Raw genomic sequence first — 24,487 nt, forward strand, 5'->3', positions numbered from 1 at the left:
CCTCGACTCCCGTTGTTTATAAGCTGGCTTGCACCGCTTCTTTCTCTCTCGTGTGTGATCGCTGTGCCGACCGGTTCACAGCATTTAAATACGCGCGGGCTGATGCTTCCAATACATCCTGAGCGGTTCCTCGTCCGCTTGTATTTTCACCGTCATACTCCAGTCGGACGTACACTTCGGCGAGGGCATCACGGCCGCCGCCCACTGAGTTGATTTTGTAATCCAACAGCTTTGACTTGCCCGGCAGGATTTTTTCAATGGTATTGTAGATGGCTTCCACGCTTCCTGATCCCGTTGAAGCTAGGCGGGTTACGTTTCCGTCTTCAAACTTCAATTCGATCGTGGCCGTCGGGATATTGTCCATGCCGTATTGAACCTGCATTCTTTCCAGTGTAAACCCGACACCTTCAGTCATTTCTGTCTGTTTATTCGTCAAGATGCTGAAGAGATCTTCATCGACGATTTCCTTCTTCTTATCCGCAAGGTCCTTAAATGTATGAAACGCTTCATTCAACTTCTCATCCGTTAACTCAAAGCCCAGCTCGACGGCTTTGTTCTTGAACGCGTGACGTCCTGAATGTTTTCCAAGCACGAGACGGTTGGAATTCACTCCAATCAGTTCCGGTGTGATAATTTCGTAAGTTGTTTTCTCTTTCAATACGCCATCCTGATGGATGCCTGATTCATGGGCGAAGGCATTATCCCCTACGACCGCTTTGTTGGCAGGTACCCTCATCCCAGTCAGTTTGCTGACAAGTGAGCTTGTTTTCTTGATTTCATCCAGCTTCAGTGAGGTCGTCGCTCCGTAAAAATCTTCACGGATCCGAAGGGCAACCGCGACTTCTTCCAACGCTGCATTCCCGGCACGTTCACCGATTCCATTGATGGTTCCCTCAATTTGATCGGCTCCGTTTTCGATGGCTGCAAGGGAATTGGCCGTCGCCATACCCAGATCATCATGGCAGTGTGCCGATAGCTTTACCCCGTCGATATTCGGGACATTTTCTCTTACGTATCGAAACAATTCACCGTATTTATGAGGGGTGATATACCCTACAGTGTCAGGAAGATTGATGACGGAAGCTCCTGCAGCTATCACCCTCTCCATGATCTTCACCAGGAAATTCAGATCCGACCTGCACGCATCTTCCGCCGACCACTGAACCACCGGGAAAAATTTCTTCGCGTACTGAACGGCCCTGACAGCTGTATCGATGACCTGATCCGGTGACATCTTCAGCTTATGTGTCATATGAACAGGCGACGTTGCAAGGAAGACATGCAGCCTTGGTTCCGCCGTTCCTTTAAGGGATTCCCAAACGGCATCGATGTCCCGCTGCTGCGCCCGCGCAAGTCCTGTTACCGAGCTGTTCTTGATGGTGGAACCGATCCGCTGCACGGCATCGAAATCCCCTTTTGAAGCTGCAGGAAATCCAGCTTCAATGACGTCCACCCCAAGTCTCTCCAGCTGCTTCGCTACCTCGATCTTTTCAATCGTATTAAGATTTACGCCCGCTGATTGTTCTCCGTCCCGTAGAGTCGTGTCAAAGATCTCAATGGTTCGCACTCGCTACCACTTCCTTTTCTTTAGTTGAAGGTTTCTGTACAAATGGCATCATTTTACGAAGTTCCCTTCCAACGACTTCGATCGGGTGCTGACTTTCACGCTGATTGATGGCGTTGAATTCCGGACGGTTCGCCTGATTTTCCAGGATCCATCCCTTCGCAAATTTTCCTGTTTGGATATCCGTCAGTACTTCCTTCATGCGGGCTTTCGTTTCCTCGTTCACGACCCTTGGACCTGAAACGAAATCTCCCCATTGAGCCGTGTCTGAGATCGAATAGCGCATTCCTTCCAATCCCTGTTCATACATCAGGTCAACGATCAGCTTCAATTCGTGTAAACACTCGAAATAGGCGACCTCTTTCTGATAACCTGCTTCGACTAGCGTTTCGAATCCTGCTTTCACAAGGGATGTAACCCCTCCACACAGGACTGCCTGTTCCCCGAATAGATCGGTTTCTGTTTCTTCCTGGAAGGATGTTTCCAAGATTCCTGCACGTCCTGCACCGACCCCTTTTGCATACGCCAGGGCAAGTTCCGCGGCCTGACCTGAAGCGTCTTGATAAACCCCGAAGAGTGCAGGCACTCCTGCTCCTTCTTCAAATGTCCTTCTTACCAGGTGTCCAGGTCCTTTTGGTGCTACCAGGAATACATCTACATCTTCCGGAGGGACGACTTGATGGAAATGGATATTGAATCCGTGTGCGAATGCGAGTGCTTTGCCTGATGACAGCCCCGGCTTGATTTCTGCCTCATATACTTTCGGCTGATGCTCATCCGGAAGTAGAACCATGATGACTTCCGCCTGCTCACATGCTTCCCGGACGGAATAGACATCAAAGCCGTCCTTTTCTGCCTGGTCCCACGACTTTCCTTTTCTCAATCCCACTACAACATCAAATCCGCTTTCCTTCAGGTTTTGAGCATGTGCGTGACCTTGTGAGCCATAACCGACGACCGCTACCTTCTTTCCTTTTAAAACCTCTTCATTCACATCTCCGTTATAATATACCTTTACCATTTCCCTCATCCTCTCCATTTTTTGAATAATAAGTTTTTTTAGAACGTGAATTTTACTGATACAGCTTTTAATTCACGATCGAATATTGTTTTAATTCCGTAACTGATTTACCGTTTCCCCTGGCGAAAGCTGTAATCCCTGTCCTGGCAATTTCTTTGATCCCATAAGGCCTTAATAGGTCAATGATCGCTTCTATCTTGGAGGTTTCCCCCGTTACCTGGACGGTTACGCTGTCCCTGGCCACATCAATGATGGCGGCTCTGAAGGGTTCTACGATCCCATTTATTTCGGACCTGGTCTGCCCTGTACTTAACACCTTGATGAGTGCGAGCTCCCTGGCGACCACTCCTTGATCTGTGATGTCTGAGACCTTGAGGACATCGATCTGTTTATGGAGCTGCTTCAGGAGCTGCTCGATTTTGCGATCGTCTTCTACATTGACGACAAAGGTCATCCTTGAAATTCCTTCCGTCTCTGTATATCCGACCGAAATACTTTCGATGTTGAACTGACGCTTTGTAAACAATCCGGTCACCCGGTTCAAGACACCGCTCCGGTTATGAACAAGGGCCGTTACAATCCGTTTCCTCATGGTTTCACTCCTAACATTTCGTGTAATCCTTTTCCTGGAGCCACCATCGGGTAGACATTTTCCTTCGGATTCACCCAGCAATCGATAAGTACGGGTTCATCACTCGTTAAGGCTTCTTTTAATACAGAATCGACTTCTTCCTGGGTTTGAACCTTATATCCCTTTATCCCATATGATTCAGCCAGTTTCACAAAATCAGGTTGTGTGGAGAACACCGATTGGGAGTACCTCTTTTCGAAGAATGTTTCCTGCCACTGTCTCACCATTCCAAGTGTGCCGTTATTGAGAAGGACCACTTTCACAGGGAGGTTCAGCTCTTTCAGGAGAACAAGCTCCTGGAGAGTCATCTGGAAGCCCCCATCTCCTACAAAAGCAACCACCGTATTGTCGGGATTGGCCAGCTGTGCCCCGATGGCTGCGGGGAATCCGAATCCCATCGTGCCAAGTCCTCCGGATGTGACCCAGTTATTCGGCTTTTTAAAAGAATAGTATTGGGCCGCCCACATTTGATGTTGTCCCACGTCCGTTGTGACGACGGCTTCCCCGTTCGTCATTTCGTACACCTGCTCAATCAAACGCTGAGGGGATAACACATCATGAGCCTGGTTATACCAGAAAGGATATTCCCTTTTGTATGATTTAAGATGCTGATGCCAGGCATCGAAATCGGGCTTCTCGGCCTCATGTTGAAGAAGTCTGGCAAGGGCCTGTTTCGCATCGGCCACGATCGGGATCTGTGTTTCTACGTTCTTACCAATCTCAGCAGGGTCGATGTCGATATGAACCACTTTGGCCTTTGGTGCAAAGGTAGCAAGATTCCCTGTTAAACGGTCATCAAACCGGGCACCGATATTAATGAGCAAGTCACATTCGTGGATGGCCATATTACTTGCATAACACCCGTGCATCCCTGCCATGCCAAGAAAAAGGGTATGGTCTGCAGGGAATCCCCCTAATCCCAATAAGGTGTGAATCACCGGGATGTCATATTGTTCAGCGAACGTCTTCAATTCCTCGGTCGCCTTCCCGTGAAGCACTCCCGCACCCGCTAAGATGACGGGCTGCTTCGACACCTTGATCGCATCCACCAGTTTTTTGATTTGGAGAGGATTAGGTTGGAAATTAGGCTGATACCCAGGGAGATCCATCTCCACTTCATGAACGGGATATGCTTGCTGCAGAGTCAAATCTTTCGGAATATCTACGAGTACCGGTCCCGGCCTCCCGGTTGACGCAATGTGAAAAGCTTCCTTCACAATCCTCGGTAAATCTTTGAGATCCCGTACCTGGTAATTATGCTTTGTGATCGGCATCGTAATCCCTACCACGTCCGCTTCCTGGAATGCGTCGGTTCCGATTACCCCTGAAGCCACCTGCCCCGTAAAAACGACCAGCGGAAGTGAGTCCATCATGGCATCTGCGATCCCTGTCACGAGATTCGTTGCACCGGGTCCCGAAGTGGCGATGACCACACCCGGTTTTCCCGAGACCCTTGCGTATCCTTCCGCCGCGTGGATGGCCCCTTGTTCATGACGGGCGAGCACGTGCTTGATCGGGGCTTTATATAGAGCATCGTAAATCGGCAAGACCGCTCCTCCAGGGTACCCAAACAGAATCTCAACCTTTTCCTCCTTCAAAGACTTCATGAGCATATCAGCACCGTTGACATATTCCGCCAGTGTCTGTGAAGCCAGTTCTGCCTCTACCTTCGCTCTCATTGCCTATCTCCTCCTTTTTTAAAAGCGCAGGCGGCTTGGTCAGGCCCGACAAGCATAAGGCAAGGTCGCTGAAAAGGCGTTCTTTGCCTTTTTGGCGAGATTGCCTTATGACCTCGAGGGACTAGCCGCCGGAGCTGGATATAAAAGTCGCAGGTTATGAACCACCTGAGCTATTTTCAAACAAAAAAGACCTTTCCACCCACCACGACAGAGTTCATCTTTCGCAGGGGCGAAAAGGTCTTACATCCTTTCCACGGTACCACCCTAGTTCAGAGATGATCGATATCATCTCCCTTGGCAGGCTGATCGATTTCACCAGCCTTTGTTTTTGTAACGAGTATCATCTACTCGATCGTTCCTACTTACACGGTTCAGAACGATACTCAGAGGGGATGTCGGTATTGGTTGTATTACTGGTTTGCAGCACCACCAGCTCTCTGAAAATACGGTTCCCAATCCTTTTACCTCTTCAACGCTTTCACTTATTCCGTTTTCAAGATTCCACCTGTACTAGCTGATGTAACAAGTTTTGCGTATCTTGCAAGATACCCTTTTTTGATTTTCGGAGGAGGCTGTACCCACTCCTGTTGTCTGAACTTCAACTCTTCTTCAGAAACCATAAGGGAAATCGTCCGGTTCGTGAGATCAATGAAGATGGGATCTCCATTTTCCACCACACCAATCGGCCCTCCTTCAGCTGCTTCAGGGGAGACATGCCCGATTGAAATGCCCCGGGATGCTCCTGAGAATCTGCCGTCTGTCATGAGGGCGACTTGCTTCTCAAGCCCGCGTCCTGCAATGGCTGCCGTCGGTGCAAGCATCTCCGGCATTCCCGGTCCGCCCTTTGGACCTTCATACCTGATTACGACAACATGACCTTCTTTCACTTCTCCGCTTTCGATTCCGGCAAGGGCATCATCCTGGGATTCATATACAATCGCTTCACCCATGAATGTTTTAATGGATGGGTCGACTGCCCCTACCTTGATAACACCGCCATTTGGAGCAATATTCCCGAAGAGGACGGATAATCCTCCGACTGGACTGTGGGCATTTTCCCTGCGGCGGATGACATCATCATTTTGAATATGAGCATCCTTCACGTTTTCATAAAGGGACTTTCCTGTAACGGTGATGCGGTCTTTGTGTACGGCTTCCATTTCACATAGCTCTTTAATGATGGCGCTGACCCCTCCTGCATTATGAACATCCTGCATGGAGTAATCTGAGGCCGGGCTTATTTTAGATAAATAGGGGACTCGTTCAGCAACTTTATTGATCCGGTTGATGTCATAATCGATTTCCGCCTCATTGGCAATCGCGAGCGTATGGAGGACCGTATTCGTTGAACCTCCCATCGCCATGTCCAAGGCGAATGCATCATCGATGGTATCTTCCGTTATGATATCCCTCGGTTTGATATCTTTCTTTACCATTTCTACGAGGTGTTTTGCTGCATCCTTGATTAATTGGTGACGCTCATTAGAAGTAGCCACAATCGTCCCATTCCCCGGTGGAGCCATTCCAAGCATCTCCATCAAGGAATTCATGGAGTTCGCCGTGAACATCCCAGAGCATGACCCACAGGTCGGACAGGCATTGGCTTCGATGTCGAGAAGCTGTTCTGCCGTCATCCTTCCTGACTGATGGGCTCCGACTCCTTCGAAAACAGATACGAGGGACAACGGCTTTCCGTCGCTCGAAACACCTGCTTCCATCGGGCCACCCGATACAAAAACGGAAGGGACATTGGTTCTGACTGATGCCATTAGCATTCCCGGTGTGATCTTGTCACAGTTCGGAATGTAGAACACTCCGTCAAACCAGTGAGCGTTGATGACGGTTTCTGCTGAGTCGGCGATCAGTTCCCGACTCGGGAGTGAGTACCTCATCCCGATATGCCCCATGGCGATCCCGTCGTCAACACCGATCGTATTGAATTCGAACGGGATTCCCCCCGCTTCCCGGATCGCTTCTTTCACCACCTGGGCGAATCCGTTTAAATGCATATGACCGGGTATGATGTCGATATAAGAGTTACACACCCCGATAAATGGTTTTTCCATATCTTCAAGCTTGACTCCCGTCGCATATAGTAAACTGCGGTGGGGAGCCCGGTCGATCCCTTTCTTGATCATGTCACTTCGCACGTCATCACCTCCAACTTAGCCGACTTGAGCATTTTGTTTGTAAACTTTTCTTCCATCCTGCGTGACAGTGTTTCTGAATTCCTGCAATAATTGATTCGTATACTTCCCAGGTTTCCCGTCTCCGATGACACGTCCGTCAACTTTTACAACGGCGATGACTTCAGCGGCTGTCCCTGTTAAGAACACTTCATCTGCCGTGTATACATCATGCCGGGTGAAAACTTCTTCTTTCATCACGAAACCTGATTTTTCGGCGATTTCGATGATGGCATTCCGGGTGATCCCTTCCAGTGCCCCTACATATCCCGGCGGCGTAAGGATTTTTCCTTTTTTCACGATGAAGATGTTATCTGCAGATCCTTCTGCTACATATCCCTGATCGTTCAACATCAAGGCTTCGCTTACGCCTGCAAGATTCGCTTCAATTTTAACGAGAATGTTATTTAAGTAGTTTAATGATTTAACTTTCGGTGACAGGACATCCGCACGATTTCGCCGGCTTGCAACGGTAACGATATCGATCCCAGTTTCGTATAAGCTTTTAGGGAAAAGTGCCAGCTGTTCTGCGATGACGATGATCTGTGGCTTTCTACAAGTGAATGGATCCAATCCCAAGTTTCCAACACCCCTGGAAATGACCACCCGTATGTAGGCATTTTCCAGCTGATTTTTTTTCAATGTATCAACAATAATGTCGCTCATCTCTTCTTTAGAGAGCTCAATGTGCAACATGATGGATTTTGCAGAGTCATAAAGGCGATCAACATGTTCTTCCAGACGGAACACGTTCCCATCGTACATTCGAATCCCTTCGAACACTCCATCTCCATATAGAAAACCATGGTCGTACACAGATACAACTGCGTCTTCCTTTTTTACGTATTGTCCGTCTAAGTAGATCCACTGTTCGTTCATGTTAATCATTCCTTTCCAGGTTAAGATTTATTTGACTATTCAGAAATTTATTTTTGCAACGAAAGTACGTTGACTGTAAGCCTGTTGAGAGGGGCTGAATCGGTTTATGACTGCCGCTTCCCGCCGGCTCAGGTTTTTATATTGAGGACAATATTACTCCCGTTTCACAGGAAGGTCAACAGGGTTTTTGTAAATTATTTGACTATTTAGATTAATCTGATTATAAGTAAACGCTTACATCTTTGTCCTTATAGAGTTTAGGGTGAGAAAAAAATATTTAAGATTTTTTTCATTAGAGGGGTGAATAGTCATTCAGAAGTGGCGAATATCTCAATCGGAATTTTTCCGACAAAATCCTACAAGAATGGGCGTTCGGGGAGTTTGTACCCAAGTGCGACCGGACTAGTGCATCCTTTTCACTATCTTACAAAAGGGGAATGGTACCGTCTTTTTAAGCAACATGCCTTTCCTTCCACAAAAAAAATCAATCCAGAGCCAGACCTCTGGATTGATTCTTCTATACCCATGTATACATATAATTCTGATCTTCGACATCGTTTGCTTTTTTGACAATTTTCAACGGCTTGAAAGTATCGATCATGACAGCGAGCTCCAACGTTTCTTTTTTTCCGATACTGGCTTTCGTTGTTCCTGGATGAGGCCCGTGTGGAATTCCGCTCGGATGGAGGGTGATCGATCCTTTCTTGATTCCTTTTCTGCTCATGAAGTTTCCTTCCACATAGTAGAGGAGCTCATCACTATTCACGTTGCTGTGATTATACGGAGCCGGAATAGATTCCGGATGGTAATCATATAATCTCGGCACGAATGAGCAAACCACAAAGTTATGCCCTTCAAACGTTTGATGAACAGGCGGCGGTTGATGGACACGGCCGGTGATCGGCTCGAAATCTTCTATGTTGAATACCCACGGATACAAATATCCATCCCATCCGACGACGTCCAATGGATGATGATTCAATACGTGGGAATGGAGCGCGCCCCTTGACTTGGTGATCACTTCAAATTCGCCCTTTTCATCTTTGGTTTCAAGCTTTTCCGGTCCCCGCAGATCCCGTTCACAAAACGGACTGTGTTCCAGCAGTTGCCCGTACTCGTTACGGTAGCGACGAGGAGTGGTGATCTGGCTGAAGGACTCGACGATCAGCATCTTCGTCTCTTCCTCAGGAACGACACGGTAGATGGTTCCGATCGGAATCACCACATAATCACCTTTTCCATACGTGATCGTTCCAAACATCGTCTCTACCTTCCCTTTACCAAAATGGATATAAAGCATTTCATCTCCATCACCATTCCGGTAAAAGCTTGTCATCTCCTCTGTGACATAGGCAGTTCCAATCAACAAATCGGAATTTCCAAGTAAATACTCACGACTCTTTAAGGCACAGCCTTTCTTTTCTACCTTGTCTGTAAAGAAATGTCGATGGCGCAGAGCACCCTCTTCCTCAAATTCCGGCATATAACTGCCTAAATACTTTGTTTTCGCCACAGCCGTCGGCAAATGATGATGATACAGAATCGACTGTGTTCCCGAGAAACCCTTCGTCCCCATCACCTGCTCCCTGTAGAGGGTGCCGTCGTCCTTTTTAAACATGGTGTGACGTTTGTGAGGTATACTCCCCATTTGTCGATAGTACATGGTCTTCCTCCTCTCTTCTCTCTGCAATCGTATTCTTTAAAACCCCTAATCCCTTAATCTCTAATTCCACCACATCACCAGGCTTCAACCACGGATGCTTCTCGGGACCAAGCTCTAAAATGCAGCCGGTTCCAACCGTACCGGATCCGATCACCTCACCGGGATACAGGGTGACACCTTTGGATGCACGTTCGATCATGTCTCCAAATGTATAATGAATATCCTGATAATTCCCCTGTGATAAGAGTTTCCCATTCACTTTTGCCGTCATGGGAAGATCAAGACGGTCACCACTGCGATAAGTATCCATCTCTTCCTTCGTCACTAAATAAGGACCGAAAGAGGTGGCAAAATCTTTTCCTTTAGCGGGACCGAGTCCGACTTTCATTTCATGCTTCTGAATGTCCCTTGCACTCCAGTCGTTCATGATCATATAGCCGTAAATGAAGTCTTCCGCATTGTCTCGGGAAATGTTCCGGCCTTCTTTACCGATGACGCAGGCAATTTCCAGTTCATAATCCATCCACTCACAGCCAGCCGGTCTTTCAATGTGATCGAGAGTCCCTTTTACAGCCAAATGATTCGTGAAATAGAAGACCGGAAAGTCATACCATTCAGGCACCACGTCCAGCCCCCTCCGTTTACGGGCCGTTTTCACATGCTCTTCAAACGCATAGAAATCCCGTATGCTGACTGGCCTTGGGATCGGCGACTTCAGGGTAACGTCACGTAATAGATGCACTCCCTTGTCTCCCTCTGAAAAAGCACCCAGCTCTTTCATCCGTTTCAGCCCTTCATCACCAAGATCAATGATGGATAACATATCTTTAGGGAGTGATCCGCTGCTTACAGCATGGATGTCCACGACAAGATCATCCTGAACGATCCCGGCCCTCACTTCTCCTTCTTTTATAAAACTAACAAGCTTCACGTCATATCACCTTTTTCGAATCAATTCAAATGAATCGGATAGTGGTTTGGTGTACATCTGGCCGGCAAGCCTTCCCACCGGTTTGAGTTTTTCTGAATCTATTTTCCCGTCATAGTAGAGTTCATCATTGATCCTGACACACTCAACCTTCCCGATGACCAGGCTTCCTGCACCGGGATGATCGCCGAAGTGAAGGACCTCATGAAGAACGCATTCCAATTGAACCTTGCTTTCGGTTACTCCCGGCGGTTTTACCGTGATCGATTCTTTCTTTGTCAGCCCTACCTGTTCAAATTCATCAACGACGGATTCAAATTCAATGGCACAGTTGTTCATCTCCTCCACAAACTCTTCACTGACGATGTTGATGACAAATTCCTTCGTTTTCTCGATATTTTGGAGGGTATCCTTTTTGCTCCCATCTTTCCCTCTTCTCATCGGGGAAAAGCAGACGAGCATTGGCTCTGCAGAAATCGCCGTAAAGAAGCTGTATGGAGCGAGGTTCGCATTTCCTTTTTCATCCATGGATGAAACAAAGGCTATCGGTCGTGGCAGGATCGAACCGATCATCAGTTTATAAGCTGCCTGCCACTCAAGCGTCTGGGGTTTGATATCCATTTCACTTCACCCCTTCGTTATTCAGAATATCTTCGAGAGCTCCAACGAATCGTTTATTATCCTCTTCTGTTCCAATCGTGACCCTGACCGTGGTCGGATATCCGAGAAGCGTTCCTGAACGGACGACGAGACCCCTTTTTACTAGCTCATGGGAAACCACGTCTCCGTTCAATCCTGTGTCCACCATGATAAAGTTCGATTGAGAAGAGAAATAGGATAAACCCAATCGGTCGAATTCCGTCTCCAAATAATGGCGACCCTGTTCGTTCTTATGGGTGCACTCCCTTATAAACGCCTGATCCTCCAGGGCAATGATGGCTGATTTCTGAGCAACGGTATTCACATTGAAGACATCCTTCACTTTTCGGAGCTGTTCAGCAATTTCCTCATTCATGACCCCAAAACCGACCCTTAACCCGGCAAGGCCATAAATTTTCGAAAATGTCCTTAGGACAATCAGGTTTTCGAATGCAGGCAGAAGCGGCAGTGTTTCTAAATAATCATCGGTTGTCACGTACTCCATATAGGCTTCATCGACCACCACGAGAACGTGGGATGGGACGCTTTCGATAAACTGCAGGAGTTCCCTTTTCCCGACGATGGTCCCTGTCGGGTTATTCGGATTACACACAAAGATCAGTTTTGTTCTTGAAGTGATGTGGTCATGCATGCCCTGTAAATCATGGGTACCTTCTACGAGAGGGACAATGACAGGTGCGCCTCCCTCTAACAGCACATTGGTCTGGTACCTTGGAAACGTCACATCGGCCATGATCGCCTCGTCTCCGCTGCTCAAATAGGCTCTCGTCAAAAGCCGGATCACTTCATCCGATCCGTTCCCGAATACGAGTTGTTCTTTCGGAACCCCTAAGAACGCTGAAACCTTTTGACTCAGATCAAACGTTGCCCCGTCCGGATATAAAAACAGGTCGCTTCCGTTTTCTTTAAACCACTCTTTCACTTTCGGTGAGCAGCCATATATATTTTCATTTTCCGATAACTTTCTGATGGAGCTGAGTCCATGCTCCTTCTTTAAGTCCAGAAGCGTCTTCCCCAGTACATATGGAGCGATATGTGTGACCGCTTCTCTTGTTTTGAACTTCAATGTCATACATATATCCTCGCCTTCCTCATGGATGAAGGGGGTTGACTCATGTGTTAGCTTATCTCCCCGTTAAAATATGTACCTGCAATCTGTACGATATTAAGCGTAGAAGCAGCTAATCTCTTTATGAGTTAACCCCCTGACCGGTCCTTTGACCCCCGTTATATATGTTCTATCTATCTATTTTTTTTTATAGGTTTCCTCTGCGTTCCTGCTCTCGCTCGATGGATTCGAATAGTGCTTTGAAGTTTCCTTCGCCGAATCCTCTTGCCCCTTTACGCTGGATCACTTCGATGAATAGTGTCGGACGATCAACGATTGGCTTCGTGAAAATTTGAAGCAGATACCCTTCGTCATCCCTGTCTACTAAAATATTCAACTCTTTGATCTGCGAAATCTCTTCATCGATTTCACCTACACGCTCTGAAAGCATTTCGTAGTAGGAATCTGGAGTGTTTAAGAACTCTACTCCATTTTCCTTCAGGATCCCCACTGTCTTCACGATATCTTCTGTCAGGATAGCGATATGCTGCACCCCTGGACCACCGTAGAACTCAAGATATTCCTGGATTTGTGATTTGCGCTTTCCTTCAGCAGGTTCATTGATCGGGAATTTGATGCGTCCGCCATTATGCATGACCTTGGACATCAGGGCAGAATATTCGGTTGTAATGTCTTCATTCGTGAAATGACGCATTTCCTTGAAGCCCATCACTTTTTCGTAGTATTCCACCCACTCTTCCATGCGCTCCACGTTTCCGACGACGTGGTCGACCGCGATGATGCCGGCGTCTTCATTTTTGAGAGCGGTTTCATATTTTTCAAAGCCAGGCATGAAAATCCCTTTGTAATCCTTACGTTCCACAAGTGTATGGATCGTATCCCCATATGTACCGATCACGGCTTTCTTCACCGTTCCATTATCATCTTCCAGTGTAGAAGGAGGCATGATTTCAATCGCACCTCGTGACACGGCTCCACTGTAAGCCTTTTCGACATCATCCACGACAAGTGCGATGTCTTTGATGCCGTCTCCGTGTTTCTTCACGAATTGGGATACCCGGCTACCCTCATGCAGACTTCCTGTAATGAGCAATCGCACCTTGTTTTGTTGCAGTACATAGGATACCGTGTCACGATTGCCTGTTTCGAGCCCTGAATAGGCAACGGTCTTAAATCCGAATGCTGTACAGAAGAAGTGGGCTGCCTGCTTCGCATTACCTGTATAATATTCTAAATAATCCACATCCCTTACCGGGAAGACCTCTTCTACCTTAACCTGCTTTTTTGCTGCGTTCTCTTGCATTTTAACCCCTCCGTTAAACATAATTATATTCTGAATATTATATTAAATTGTTTTATACAACTTCTCAAGAACGGCTAGTAAAGCTTAAACGCTTCTCTGTGATGAAGTCCGTCCCTCTTTTCATCTCGCTGGTTCCTTTTTTCTGGGAGGCATATGCACGGCGTCCCCCTTTAAACCTTCGACTGCTTCGAGCATTGTCTCACTCATGCTTGGGTGGGGATAGAGCGGAAAGCGAAAGTCCTCATCCCTCGCTGCCATCTCGAGTCCCATTACACCTGCAGTGATCAGCTCGACTGCACCCATTCCCATCATATGGACACCAAGGATCATATCCGTTTCACTGTCTGACACGACTTTGACGAATCCGTCTTTCTCCTCTGTAAGCTGTGCATACCCATTTCCTCTGACAGGGTTCTCACTCACTGTGACCGAATAGCCCTCACTGCGAGCTTCCTCTTCTGTAAGGCCGGCATACGCAATCGGGGGACTCATCTGCACCACCGACGGCACAAACCGCAGATCGACTTCTACCGGAAGTCCGGCCATTGCCTCGGCCACCGCCTTCCCCTGATTAATCGCCTTCACTGCGAGGGACGGACCTTCCGTCACATCCCCGATCGCCCAAATATGGGGAATGGAGGTCCGTCCCTCCCGATCTGTCTGGATATACCCCTCGTCGGTTATTTCCATACGTAGACGGTCGAGCCCAAGGTCGGATAGGTTCGGTTTCACTTGGCCGCTCACGACAAAGTGAGAGCCTTCAATGGAAACCGTTTCTCCATCTTCTTTTTCGATCTCAGCGAAGACATGTCCGTCCCTTTCACTGGCCTTTCTCAGTACGCAATGTTTGATGACACTGATTTTCTGTTTTTTTAACTGCCTGGACAATTCTTTGGAAAGGGTGGTATCCAATGCCAATTCTTCCCTCAAGATTAACGTGACCCGACTTCCTAATATGCAGAAAACGGACGCAATCTCCAGTGAAATATAATCTGCACCATAAATGATCAGTTCCCTGGGGATCTCCTCCAGCTCAAAAATCTGTCTTTCCTTCAGGACAGTCTCTGCATTGAATATAATTTCATCCGGATAGTGAAAGTCTCCCCCTGTTGCGACGATCGCCTCTTTAAAGTTAAGAAGATTGAACTCATGTCCGTTTTCCACGCCTATACGGGATTCTGATAGGAATGAAGCCGACCCTTTAATGATTTCAACCTTGTTTGCTTTACAGAGGGATTCCACACCGGTTCGGAGCTGGGCGATTTTTTTATTTTTATAGTGTTGAAGAGTCGCAAGGTTTGCTTCAACTTCCCCAAACTCCATCCCCATTTCCTTCAGGTGCTTCGTCTTTTTGAATTCCTGGGCAAAATGGGTGAATACCTTTGATGGGATGCAGCCTTTATTCAAGCAGGTCCCCCCCAGATCCTCCCGTTCGATCAACGTGACCTGTCTACCGAGGCCCGCTGCCCTGATGGCTGCGTGATAGCCTCCGGGACCTCCTCCGATGACAATGACGTCTTTTTCTTCTGTAATTTCCCCTACTACCATTTACATCAACTCCAAAAGCATGGATTGAGGCTCTTCGATCAAATCTCTCAAACGATTTGTAAATGTCACGGCTGTCCCGCCATCCACCACTCTGTGATCAAAGGACATGGATACATTCATCATGGAGCGGACGACAATGTCATCGTGTTCGTTCACCATCGGGCGCTTCTTCGTTTTATGAAAGGCGATGAGGGCCACTTCCGGCTCGTTAATAATCGGAGTGGCTCCGATCGAACCGTTCAACGGGCCGACATTGCTGACCGTGAAGGTACCTCCCTTGATCTCTTTCATCGCAAGCTTGCCTTCCTGAGCCTTGACGGTGAGGGCCTTCATTTCAGCCTGGATTTCGATCATTGTCATTCCTTCCACCCCTTTGATGACAGGAACGATCAGACCTTCATCCGTATCGACTGCGATACCGATATTATGGTGTGGCTGAAGCTCGATGCATTCTTCCTCTTCATTTAGGCGGGCATTGAAGATCGGGAACTCTTTTAAACAAACAGAGAGGGCTTTGATAAAAAACGCCCCCATGGAAACGGTCTGTCCACCTCTTTTCATCGTATCTTTCCAGATTAATAGATTTGTCACGTCGATTTCTTCAAAATGGGTGCAGTGAGGGATGGTTCTGAGTGACTGTGACATTTTGGAAGCAATCTGTTTTCGTCTGCCCCTGAAAGGGATGGTCTTCGGCACAGTTTCTGTTGGAATCACTTGAGCAGGCACAGGTTCTTCCTCAGGTTTTGGAGTTGTCCCGACTTCGCCTTTCATGTAGAGGAGAACATCTTCATCGACAATCCTGCCCCCGGCCCCTGAACCCGCCACTTCTTCAATATTGATCCCATTTTCCCTTGCAATTTTTCTCGTATACGGGGAAGCAAGTATCCTTTTTTTCTTCGAGACCTGAGTCGTTTGGGGAACGATACGGCGGCTTGCATCTCTATGTTCCTTTTCCATCAACAGGACCGTCGATCCAACGGGAATCGTCTCCCCTTCACTTACGGTGAATTCCTTGATCACACCTGAAAACGGTGCCGGGATCTCCGCCGTCATTTTATCTGTTTGTACCTCTACAAGTGGTTGATCCGCTCTCACGACATCCCCCACCTTCACAAGAAAGTGATTGATATTGGCTTCGGTCATCCCTTCCCCGATATCATGAAGCTTAACTTCCATGGACTCCCTCCTTGTCTAATAGCGTGCCACTCTCTCCACTGCAGCAAGCACTCGTTTACTGTCAGGCAAATAGAAATCTTCAAATCCGAAATACGGAACAGGCGTATCGAATCCTGTTACGCGTTCTGTCGGCGCTTTTTGATATAAAAAGGATTTGTCATTGATGATCGCAAGCACATCATTTCCAACCCCACCCGTTGCATGGGCTTCATGGACGATGACGGTTCTCCCGGTCTTCTGGACAGAGTGTGAGATCAGATCTTTATCAAGAGGATAGAGAGTTCTAAGGTCAAGTACCTCGCAGGAGATCCCTTTTTCACTTGCTTCTTTCGCTGCATCCTCTGCAACCTTCACCATCGCTCCCCACGCAATGATCGTGACCTCCTCACCCTCCTTGACTACCTTGCCCTTCCCGATTTCCACAGTGTACTTCTCTTCCGGCACCTCCTCTTTGGAAGACCGGTAGCATCTCATAGGCTCAAGGAACAGGACGGGATCAGGGTCTTCGATCGCCGCAATCAGAAGACCTTTGGCATCATACGGTGTGGCCGGACACACCACTTTGATTCCCGGCATATGAGTGAAGAGTGCCTCTGTACTATCGGAATGAATTTCAGGTGCCCGTACCCCGGCCCCATATGGAGCCCTGATGACCATAGGGCAGGTGAAATGTCCGAGTGTCCGTGCACGTATTCGGGAGGCATGCGTCATGATCTGCTCATATGCCGGGTAAATGAATCCTAAAAACTGGACCTCCGTCACCGGACGGAATCCATTCAATCCCATCCCGATGGCGGCCCCGATAAAGCCCGCTTCACTTAAGGGTGTATCAAGAACCCGGTCTTCGCCAAATTCCTGTTGCAAGCCGTCAGTCGCCCGGAACACTCCCCCATTCGTCCCGATATCCTCCCCCATCAGCAGGACGTCCTCGTTTTCCTTTAGCATCACTCTCATCGCATCCGTGATGGCCTGAACCATCGTCAATGTCTTCATTTTCGTTAAGGTGTTCATTCTACTCACCTCTCAATTGCTCAAGGAGCTTTTCTTTTTGTTCCTGGATCGTCCACGTCGGTGTCGCAAACACATAATCGAAGATCAAGCTCGGATCTCCGGCTGGATAAGCTTCCAGTTCGTCGACGGCAAGATCCACTTCCTTTGCACATTCCTTTTGGACAGAAGCCGTCCATTCCTCGTCAAGCCAGCCCCTTAGCTCCATGTATTTTGTTAAGCGATCGACAGGGTCATTATCCTTACGCCGCGACTCGCTTTCCTGCTGATCACGGTATTTCGTCGGATCATCTGCTGTCGTATGGGCACCGTATCTCCATGTCACCGATTCGATCAAGGTAGGTCCGTCCCCGTTACGTGCTCTCTCCAAGGCATTTAGCGTTTCAAAGTAAACAGCAAAAATATCATTGCCGTCGATGCGGATGCTTGGTATATCATAGGCCAGCGCTTTCTGGGCAATGGTCTTCGTCTTCATTTGCTTATGCATGGGAACAGATATGGCATACTGATTATTTTGATTAAAAAAGACAACCGGAGCCCCCCACACGCTTGCCAGATTCAATCCTTCATGAAAATCCCCCTCAGAAGTGGCGCCGTCACCAAAATAGACAATGGCCGCATTCCGGGTTCCTTTTCTCTTCTCGGCGAAAGCCGCGCCTACCGCATGTGGAAGCTGGGTCGCAATCGGGATGCCTGGAGTAAAAATGTTCTTTCCTTCAGGAGGGACACACCCTTCATTCCTCCCTTTCCAGAAAAGAAGGATGTGAAGGAGCGAATGTCCGAATGTCATTGTTGCGCCGTGATCGCGGTAGGAAGGGAATAACCAGTCTTTTTCCTGCAGGGCAAGTGCGCTCCCCACCTGGGATGCCTCCTGTCCTTCAAATGGTGCATACGTTCCGATACGGCCCTGACGCTGTAGGCTGACGGCTTTACGATCGAAGGTGCGGATCCTGATGAGATGCCGGTAAAACGTGCGGGTCAATTCTTCTGAAATGTCCTTTTCATATTCACTTTGAACCAGTTGTCCTTGCTGATCCATGACTTGGACCAGTTGAAATTCCTCTATCATTTCATCACCTCTTGTGGTGCATTATTGTTGGAGATTTGGGATAATCATGTTTTTATGAAAAATGCCTGGATTTACGTTCTCACCGACCACTTCGGACGTTTCGCATGGGAGAAGAAGCTGTTTCTTCTCGTGCGTGCGTGGATCCGGTCCTCGCAGAAACGATTGGCTGCTTCCACCGTGGTCATGTGCTCGTTTTCTGATTGCAGATAGACGTTTTGAAGGCTGTTGTAGATGGCACTCGTCTTTTGAAGGACCCGTTCTTTGTTCGGCTCATATAATTCGTCTGCCACCTGGATCAGTCCGCCGGCATTGACGATGTAATCAGGAGCATAGAGAATGCCTTTTTCATGGAGCTTCAGCCCATGAGACAGATCTAATAGTTGATTATTGGCAGAACCCACGACCGCTTTTACTTTCAACTGATCCACTGTGTGATCGTTGATGATTCCCCCGATGGCACATGGCACGAAGACATCCGCATCGACAGAATAAATTTCTTCTCCCGATACGACCTTTATGGCCGCACCCATGTTTTTCGCTTTCGCAACCAATAGTTCGATGGATTTCTGACTGATATCCGTTACATACAGGTCTGCTCCCTCTTCCAGCAGTCGTTCGGCTACTTTAAACCCGACCTTCCCAAGTCCCTGAATGGCGTAGCTTTTTCCATGAAGATCTTTCGAGCCCCAGACGTTTTGGTTTGTCGCCTGCAAGCCATAAATCACGCCCATGGCAGTCGGGATGGATGAATCACCGCTACCTCCGTACTCTTCATTGACACCGACGATACAATTGGTCTCTTTCAAGGCATAAACGAAATCTTCAGGCGTGGTCCCCATGTCCGTCCCTGTATAGAATCTTCCGTTTAAAGATTCAACGAATTGACCGAAGGCACGGAACAGCTCCGGATCTTTATCTGTTTCCGGATCTCCGATTATGACCGCCTTTCCTCCACCGAAGTCCACGTCGGCTGCAGCACATTTATACGTCATGCCTTTGGATAGGCGCAGGACGTCCTCAAGTGCTTCATCTACTGATGCATACGGTCTCATGCGGCATCCGCCAAGAGCTGGTCCAAGAGTGGTATTATGTATGGCGATGATGGCTTTAAGCCCTGTTTCTTCATCGTTGCAAAATACAACTTGTTCATGGTTTTGTATTCTCTGGAACATATCCATTTCAATTCCCCCTGCAAGCTCTCTGTTTGTAACCGCTTTCAATTCAGTCGATACTTTAGACATTGTGCTTCCTCCTTTAACTACTCGCTACATAAATGGATCTAGCTCTCTTTTATTCTTTCTTTAATTTTCTCTTTGGGTAATACCACTTGCTTCACTTCACCTTTTCCAATGAGTCTGTCATTCTCTCTATCTCTGACAGTCACTTCGGTTACGATGACGTTTCGTTCGTATTCAATAACGTTCGCTCTAATTTCAAGAAGGGAACCCGTTTTCGCCGGCGCCACATGCCGTGCGTTCACCTTTGCCCCCATTCCTTCTTCGTGATCTTCCAAATAGGGTAGAATGACTTTCCTGGATGCCCATTCCATGTGGTACACCATCGACACCGTTGAATACACGGGGTGAACCACGTTTCCTTCAAACTGGGCATACATGCCGGGGGTGACTTCAGTCGTAATAACGGCTGTATGTCCTACTGCTAATCCAGACTTCATTGCTTTCCCCCTTTAAACCAACGAATAATACATTTTTATATAACGTTAATTCAACGATATAATAACATTTTGTTTTATAAATAGTCAATAAATTGTTAAAATATTTAAAATATTATATTAATATAAGTTATGCATAGAAACCTTCATCGTAAAAAAAGCAACGGAACTTAAAGTCCCGTTGCTTTTTACAGAAGGTTGTTTATTTTTTTATTAGCCTATGAAAGAAGGGCACGGTCACTTGCCAATTGACTGCCGCGGATCCTCTGGAATTCATGGAGCAGTCCTTCGACGGTGAGATGCTTCTTCTGTTCTTCATTCACTTCCAGGATGATCTGTCCCTTATCCATCATAATCAAACGGTTCCCGAGATCCAGGGCCTGCTGCATATTATGGGTGACCATCAATGTAGTGAGCTTGTACTTCTCCACAATCTCCTTCGTCAGGTTCGTAATGAGATCTGCACGGGCCGGATCAAGCGCAGCCGTATGTTCATCCAGCAGTAGGATCGATGGCTCTGTGAAGGTCGCCATCAAGAGGGAAAGAGCCTGCCGTTCTCCACCTGACAATAATCCCACCTTGGCATTCAGACGGTTTTCAAGTCCGAGATGAAGGGTTTCAAGTACTTCTTTAAAGAACACTCTCCGTTTTTTTGTGACCCCCATTTTAAAAGTCCTCGTCCGGTTCCGTGAATACGCCATGGCCAGGTTTTCTTCAATGGTCATGGATGGTGCCGTGCCTGCCATCGGATCCTGGAATACGCGGCCGATCAGCTTTGAACGTTTATATTCAGAAACCTTCGATACCTCGTGGTCATCGATCAACACATTTCCGATATCAGGAATCAATACCCCTGAGACGATATTCATCAGTGTCGATTTCCCGGCTCCGTTACTCCCGATAACCGTCACGAAATCACCTGGTTCCAGAGAGAGCTGAATATCATCAAGGGCGATTTTCTCATCGGGTGTCCCTTCATTGAATACTTTATGAATTCGATTTAATTGTAACACCGCCATCACCCTTTCTCTCTGAAATCGGCGTTTGGTTTACCCGTTCCGCCATTCGCTGTGCCTTCCGTTTCTTATCCTTGTAACGATCCATCACCTTAGGCATGACAAGTGCCAGAATGACAATGGTCGCCGTGATCAGTTTCATATCTCCCGTTTCAAGGAAATCGACACGAAGGGCCATGGAAACGACCAATCGGTAGATGATCGCCCCACCGATGACGGCTAAGGTCGTACGGGCAATTGTCTTCTTTCCGAATAGTGCTTCACCGATGATGACAGAAGCGAGCCCGATGATGATCATCCCGATCCCCATTCCGACGTCGGCAAAACGGCTGTACTGGGCGATCAGGGCGCCGGATAGTGCCACCATCCCATTCGAGATCCCCAACCCGAGAATGATCATCAGATTCGTATTGGCAGAGAAGCTGCGGATCATCCGTTGATTATCCCCTGTCGCTCTCAGCGCCAACCCGATTTCCGTTTTCAAAAATGCGTCTGTCAAAAATTTGATCCCAAGCGTAATGATCGTCATGACGAATAGAATGCTCCACGTTCCCGGAACAGGCTCCCCGAGTCCGATGGCCGTCCATACTTTATTAAGGGCAGCATCGATTCCAAGAGGGGACCAGAATCCTTCTATCCCTGTAAACGCGGTATCCTGACTGAGCAGGGGTACATTCGACCTCCCCATGATCCGGAGATTGATGGAATACAGGGCGATCATCATTAAAATCCCTGATAATAAGGCATTGATTTTACCAAACGTATGAAGTAAACCTGTTATACATCCTGCTACAAATCCGATCACTATCGCCGTAATCGTTGCGATGACGGGGTTTACGCCACTGACGATCATGGTTGCAGCGACAGCGGCCCCTGTTACGAAGCTGCCATCGACTGTTAAATCAGGAAAATCCAATATCCGAAAGGACAGATAGACTCCGAGGGCCATAATAGCGTAAATGATTCCAGATTCAAAGGATGCGAATATTGCTGTTGGCACGAATCATCATCCCTTTCTATTTTTCTTCAATAAACTTCCCAAGGTCTGACCAGGCTTCCTGTACTTCCACACCTTGTTCTTCAGCTGCCGCTTTATTGAACATCAATTCGAAGTTTTCCGGAGCCTGTACAGGGAGTTCAGAAGGTTTTTTCTCTCCTTTTAAAATCTTCACCGCCATCAACCCGGTTTGGTAACCAAGGTCTTCATAGTTGAATCCACTTGCTGCAATGGCTCCTTTTTCCAATGAATCGAGTTCCCCAACAAAAAGAGGAATATCCTTTTCATTCGCTACCGTGATGACGGACTCAAGGGCTGAAACGACTGTGTTATCTTTCGGGATGTAGAGGGCATCGACCCTTCCCACCATGGATTCAGTCGCTTGCTTAACATCTGCAGACGTTGAAACAGTTGCTTCCACCACTTCCACGCCTTTTTCCTTCGCAAGCTTATTCACTTCATCTACTTGAACGACAGCATTTTGCTCTCCGGAATTATACACAATCCCGATCTTCTTGGCTTTCATTTCATCCGTAATGAATTGGAGTGTCTTTGAAATTGCTTCTGGATGAGTATCCGTCGTACCAGTAATATTTTCACCTGGCTCGTCAAATGACTTGACGAGTTCAGCACCGACAGGATCAGTGACAGAGGTGAATACGATTGGTATGTCTTTCGTTGCATTCAGGGCAGTTTGCGCACTTGGGGTTGAGTTTGCAAAGATGAGGTCTACACCGTCCCCGACAAAGTTCTTCGCAATGCTTTGTGAGTTACTTTGATCTCCTTGAGCGATTTGAACATCATACTTTACGTTTTCGCCTTCTTTGAAACCGTTTTCATCCAGAGCCTTCTTGAAACCTTCAAATGCCGCATCCAATGATGGATGTTCCACAATCTGGGTTACCCCGATGACATATTGCTTCTCACCATCTCCATCGCCGGAACTCTTATCACTACCACATCCTGATAGAACCAGCATTCCAAATAACATAGAGATCACAACAAGTAATAAACTCTTCTTCTTCACAGAAATCCCCCTTTTTCTCTTCCTGATATATGATCAGTAGTCTACTAGACTAGCAAATCCATGTATGATAAAAATATGAACGAACGTAAATACAACGTTATATTATCACTCCTGTCACAAAATAGTCAATAATATTCGGAAAATTTAAAAATTAATACTAGTATAGTCGGTCTTGGGGGGAATATCCATAGGGAATGACGGGAAATTTATGTCGAATGGAGATCGGTGGGGTGGATATGACTTTACGTTTTCTTTGTCCAAAAATTATAAGGTCGTAAATCGCGGAGATGAAAAAACTGCAGTTTGGGCTTATATAATGGTTTTGTGCTATAGTTTTTGTCTGTGAACCCCATCAAAAAAAGCGCTCACCCTGCAAGGGCAAGCGCTTAGGAAAACCTCAATCTATTAAGATCGCATCCCATAACTGGAAAGCTCTCTAAAAATCCTGTGGGCATCGCTCATCATTCTTTCCAGAAGCTCCTCTACCGTCGGAATGTCCTCTACAAGTCCCGACACCTGACCACCGTTTATAAAGCCCTGATCCAGCTTTCCTTCAAGTGCCCCAATCCGGTGATAATCCTCGGATGTCATGTGGTTGAACTCATCAGGAGCGACCCCCTCCCGCTCTTTTTGAAGCAGCCCATCTGCATAAGGGGTTTTCATCACCCGTCTCACCCTGCCGACAGAACGTCCTACGATGACCGTGCTATCGTCTTTTGCATCCACCAGGGTAGATTTATAGTTGTCATGAAAAGGAGCTTCCTTGGTCGCGATGAACCGTGTCCCCATTTGCACTCCGCTCGCACCAAGGGCAAGCATGGAAGCAAGTCCCCGTCCATCACCGATCCCTCCTGCAGCCACTACCGGAATCTTTACAGTATCAACGAGTTGAGGAATAAGAGCCAGAGTGGTCGTTTCCAAATTGGAGTTGATCCCGGCAGCTTCATACCCTTCCGCCACGATTACATCCGCTCCTGCATCTTCCGCTTTCTTTCCCTGTTTTTTCGAAGCAACGACGCAGATTACCTTTACGTTGTGTTCGTGGAAATAAGGAATGAGCGGGGATGGATTTCCCGCTGATAAGGAAACGACCGGTATCCCGTGCGTCACCACTAAGCGAACCATTTCTTTCAAATGCGGTGTGATGGAAATCGGAATGTTCAGGGCGAAAGGTTTACTGGTTCTCTTTTTCGTTTCAATGATGATCCCTTCCACTTCCTCTACGCCCATGGTCCCGACTCCGATTGTACCGAGGGCTCCGGCTTCAGAGATTGCCGCTGTCAACTGGGCGTTACTGATATTCCCCATTCCCCCTTGAATGATAGGATATGTTATATGTAAGACGTTCGTTAGGTTATTCATAATAATCCCCCTTCGTTAAATTCATGTTA

21 protein-coding genes and 1 other annotated feature are annotated in these 24,487 nt (G+C 47.5%); all 21 genes read right to left on the bottom strand.

The genetic code is table 11. The features are described from left to right. Positions 1-16: 16 nt before the first annotated feature. A complete protein-coding gene (locus ACSQ2E_RS20510; RefSeq protein ID WP_435993686.1) occupies positions 17-1,567 on the bottom strand; it encodes a 2-isopropylmalate synthase in 1,551 nt (516 codons plus the stop codon). Then, the gene (gene ilvC / locus ACSQ2E_RS20515) at positions 1,554-2,585 is read right to left on the bottom strand and encodes a ketol-acid reductoisomerase (RefSeq protein ID WP_435993688.1); all 1,032 of its coding nucleotides are present in this window, start codon (positions 2,583-2,585) and stop codon (positions 1,554-1,556) included. Before ilvC ends, ACSQ2E_RS20510 begins: the two co-directional genes overlap by 14 nt. A gap of 67 nt (positions 2,586-2,652) precedes the next feature. Then, a complete protein-coding gene (ilvN, locus tag ACSQ2E_RS20520) occupies positions 2,653-3,177 on the bottom strand; it encodes an acetolactate synthase small subunit (protein WP_435993690.1) in 525 nt (174 codons plus the stop codon). Continuing rightward, positions 3,174-4,895, bottom strand: a complete 1,722-nt coding sequence (ilvB, locus tag ACSQ2E_RS20525; protein ID WP_435993692.1) for an acetolactate synthase large subunit — start codon at positions 4,893-4,895, stop codon at positions 3,174-3,176. Before ilvB ends, ilvN begins: the two co-directional genes overlap by 4 nt. A gap of 222 nt (positions 4,896-5,117) precedes the next feature. Continuing rightward, positions 5,118-5,377, bottom strand: a binding site (T-box leader). Further along, entirely contained in the window at positions 5,378-7,045 is a 1,668-nt protein-coding gene (ilvD, locus tag ACSQ2E_RS20530; RefSeq protein ID WP_435993694.1) for a dihydroxy-acid dehydratase, read from the bottom strand. Positions 7,046-7,060: 15 nt separating this feature from the next. Beyond that, positions 7,061-7,960, bottom strand: a complete 900-nt coding sequence (gene ilvE / locus ACSQ2E_RS20535) for a branched-chain-amino-acid transaminase (RefSeq protein WP_435993696.1) — start codon at positions 7,958-7,960, stop codon at positions 7,061-7,063. 517 nt (positions 7,961-8,477) lie between these two features. Then, entirely contained in the window at positions 8,478-9,623 is a 1,146-nt protein-coding gene (locus ACSQ2E_RS20540) for a homogentisate 1,2-dioxygenase (RefSeq protein WP_435993698.1), read from the bottom strand. Further along, entirely contained in the window at positions 9,571-10,554 is a 984-nt protein-coding gene (locus tag ACSQ2E_RS20545) for a fumarylacetoacetate hydrolase family protein (protein WP_435993700.1), read from the bottom strand. The genes ACSQ2E_RS20540 and ACSQ2E_RS20545 overlap by 53 nt, the downstream gene beginning before the upstream one ends. Positions 10,555-10,560: 6 nt before the next feature. After that, positions 10,561-11,172 (bottom strand): flavin reductase family protein, encoded by a 612-nt coding sequence (locus tag ACSQ2E_RS20550; RefSeq protein WP_435993702.1) that lies wholly within the window; start codon positions 11,170-11,172, stop codon positions 10,561-10,563. A gap of 1 nt (position 11,173) precedes the next feature. Continuing rightward, on the bottom strand, positions 11,174-12,283 hold the full coding sequence (gene hisC, locus ACSQ2E_RS20555; protein ID WP_435993704.1) for a histidinol-phosphate transaminase: 1,110 nt from the start codon (positions 12,281-12,283) through the stop codon (positions 11,174-11,176). A gap of 184 nt (positions 12,284-12,467) precedes the next feature. After that, positions 12,468-13,583: a 4-hydroxyphenylpyruvate dioxygenase gene (gene hppD / locus ACSQ2E_RS20560; RefSeq protein WP_435993706.1), complete on the bottom strand. Its 1,116-nt coding sequence runs from the start codon at positions 13,581-13,583 to the stop codon at positions 12,468-12,470. Positions 13,584-13,703: 120 nt separating this feature from the next. After that, complete coding sequence (gene lpdA / locus ACSQ2E_RS20565; RefSeq protein ID WP_435993708.1) at positions 13,704-15,131, bottom strand: dihydrolipoyl dehydrogenase; 1,428 nt, start codon at positions 15,129-15,131, stop codon at positions 13,704-13,706. Continuing rightward, positions 15,132-16,307: a dihydrolipoamide acetyltransferase family protein gene (locus ACSQ2E_RS20570; RefSeq protein WP_435993710.1), complete on the bottom strand. Its 1,176-nt coding sequence runs from the start codon at positions 16,305-16,307 to the stop codon at positions 15,132-15,134. A 15-nt stretch (positions 16,308-16,322) separates the two neighbouring features. Further along, a complete protein-coding gene (locus tag ACSQ2E_RS20575; RefSeq protein ID WP_435993712.1) occupies positions 16,323-17,318 on the bottom strand; it encodes an alpha-ketoacid dehydrogenase subunit beta in 996 nt (331 codons plus the stop codon). A 1-nt stretch (position 17,319) separates the two neighbouring features. Further along, positions 17,320-18,384: a pyruvate dehydrogenase (acetyl-transferring) E1 component subunit alpha gene (gene pdhA, locus ACSQ2E_RS20580; RefSeq protein WP_435993714.1), complete on the bottom strand. Its 1,065-nt coding sequence runs from the start codon at positions 18,382-18,384 to the stop codon at positions 17,320-17,322. Positions 18,385-18,455: 71 nt separating this feature from the next. Beyond that, positions 18,456-19,562, bottom strand: coding sequence for a Leu/Phe/Val dehydrogenase (locus ACSQ2E_RS20585; protein ID WP_435994667.1), 1,107 nt, complete (start codon positions 19,560-19,562; stop codon positions 18,456-18,458). A gap of 101 nt (positions 19,563-19,663) precedes the next feature. Beyond that, positions 19,664-20,059: a thioesterase family protein gene (locus tag ACSQ2E_RS20590; protein WP_435993716.1), complete on the bottom strand. Its 396-nt coding sequence runs from the start codon at positions 20,057-20,059 to the stop codon at positions 19,664-19,666. A gap of 215 nt (positions 20,060-20,274) precedes the next feature. Further along, positions 20,275-21,069 (bottom strand): ABC transporter ATP-binding protein, encoded by a 795-nt coding sequence (locus tag ACSQ2E_RS20595; protein ID WP_435994669.1) that lies wholly within the window; start codon positions 21,067-21,069, stop codon positions 20,275-20,277. Next, the gene (locus ACSQ2E_RS20600; RefSeq protein WP_435993718.1) at positions 21,044-22,072 is read right to left on the bottom strand and encodes an ABC transporter permease; all 1,029 of its coding nucleotides are present in this window, start codon (positions 22,070-22,072) and stop codon (positions 21,044-21,046) included. Before ACSQ2E_RS20600 ends, ACSQ2E_RS20595 begins: the two co-directional genes overlap by 26 nt. 16 nt (positions 22,073-22,088) lie before the next feature. Beyond that, positions 22,089-23,060 carry an ABC transporter substrate-binding protein gene (locus tag ACSQ2E_RS20605; RefSeq protein WP_435994671.1) on the bottom strand — a complete coding sequence of 324 codons (972 nt, stop codon included), beginning with the start codon at positions 23,058-23,060 and terminating at the stop codon, positions 22,089-22,091. A 441-nt stretch (positions 23,061-23,501) separates the two neighbouring features. Continuing rightward, entirely contained in the window at positions 23,502-24,458 is a 957-nt protein-coding gene (locus tag ACSQ2E_RS20610; RefSeq protein WP_435993720.1) for an NAD(P)H-dependent flavin oxidoreductase, read from the bottom strand. Positions 24,459-24,487 lie beyond the last annotated feature (29 nt).

It is taken from the genome of Rossellomorea sp. LjRoot5 (assembly GCF_964253455.1).
Taxonomy (GTDB): domain Bacteria; phylum Bacillota; class Bacilli; order Bacillales; family Bacillaceae_B; genus Rossellomorea.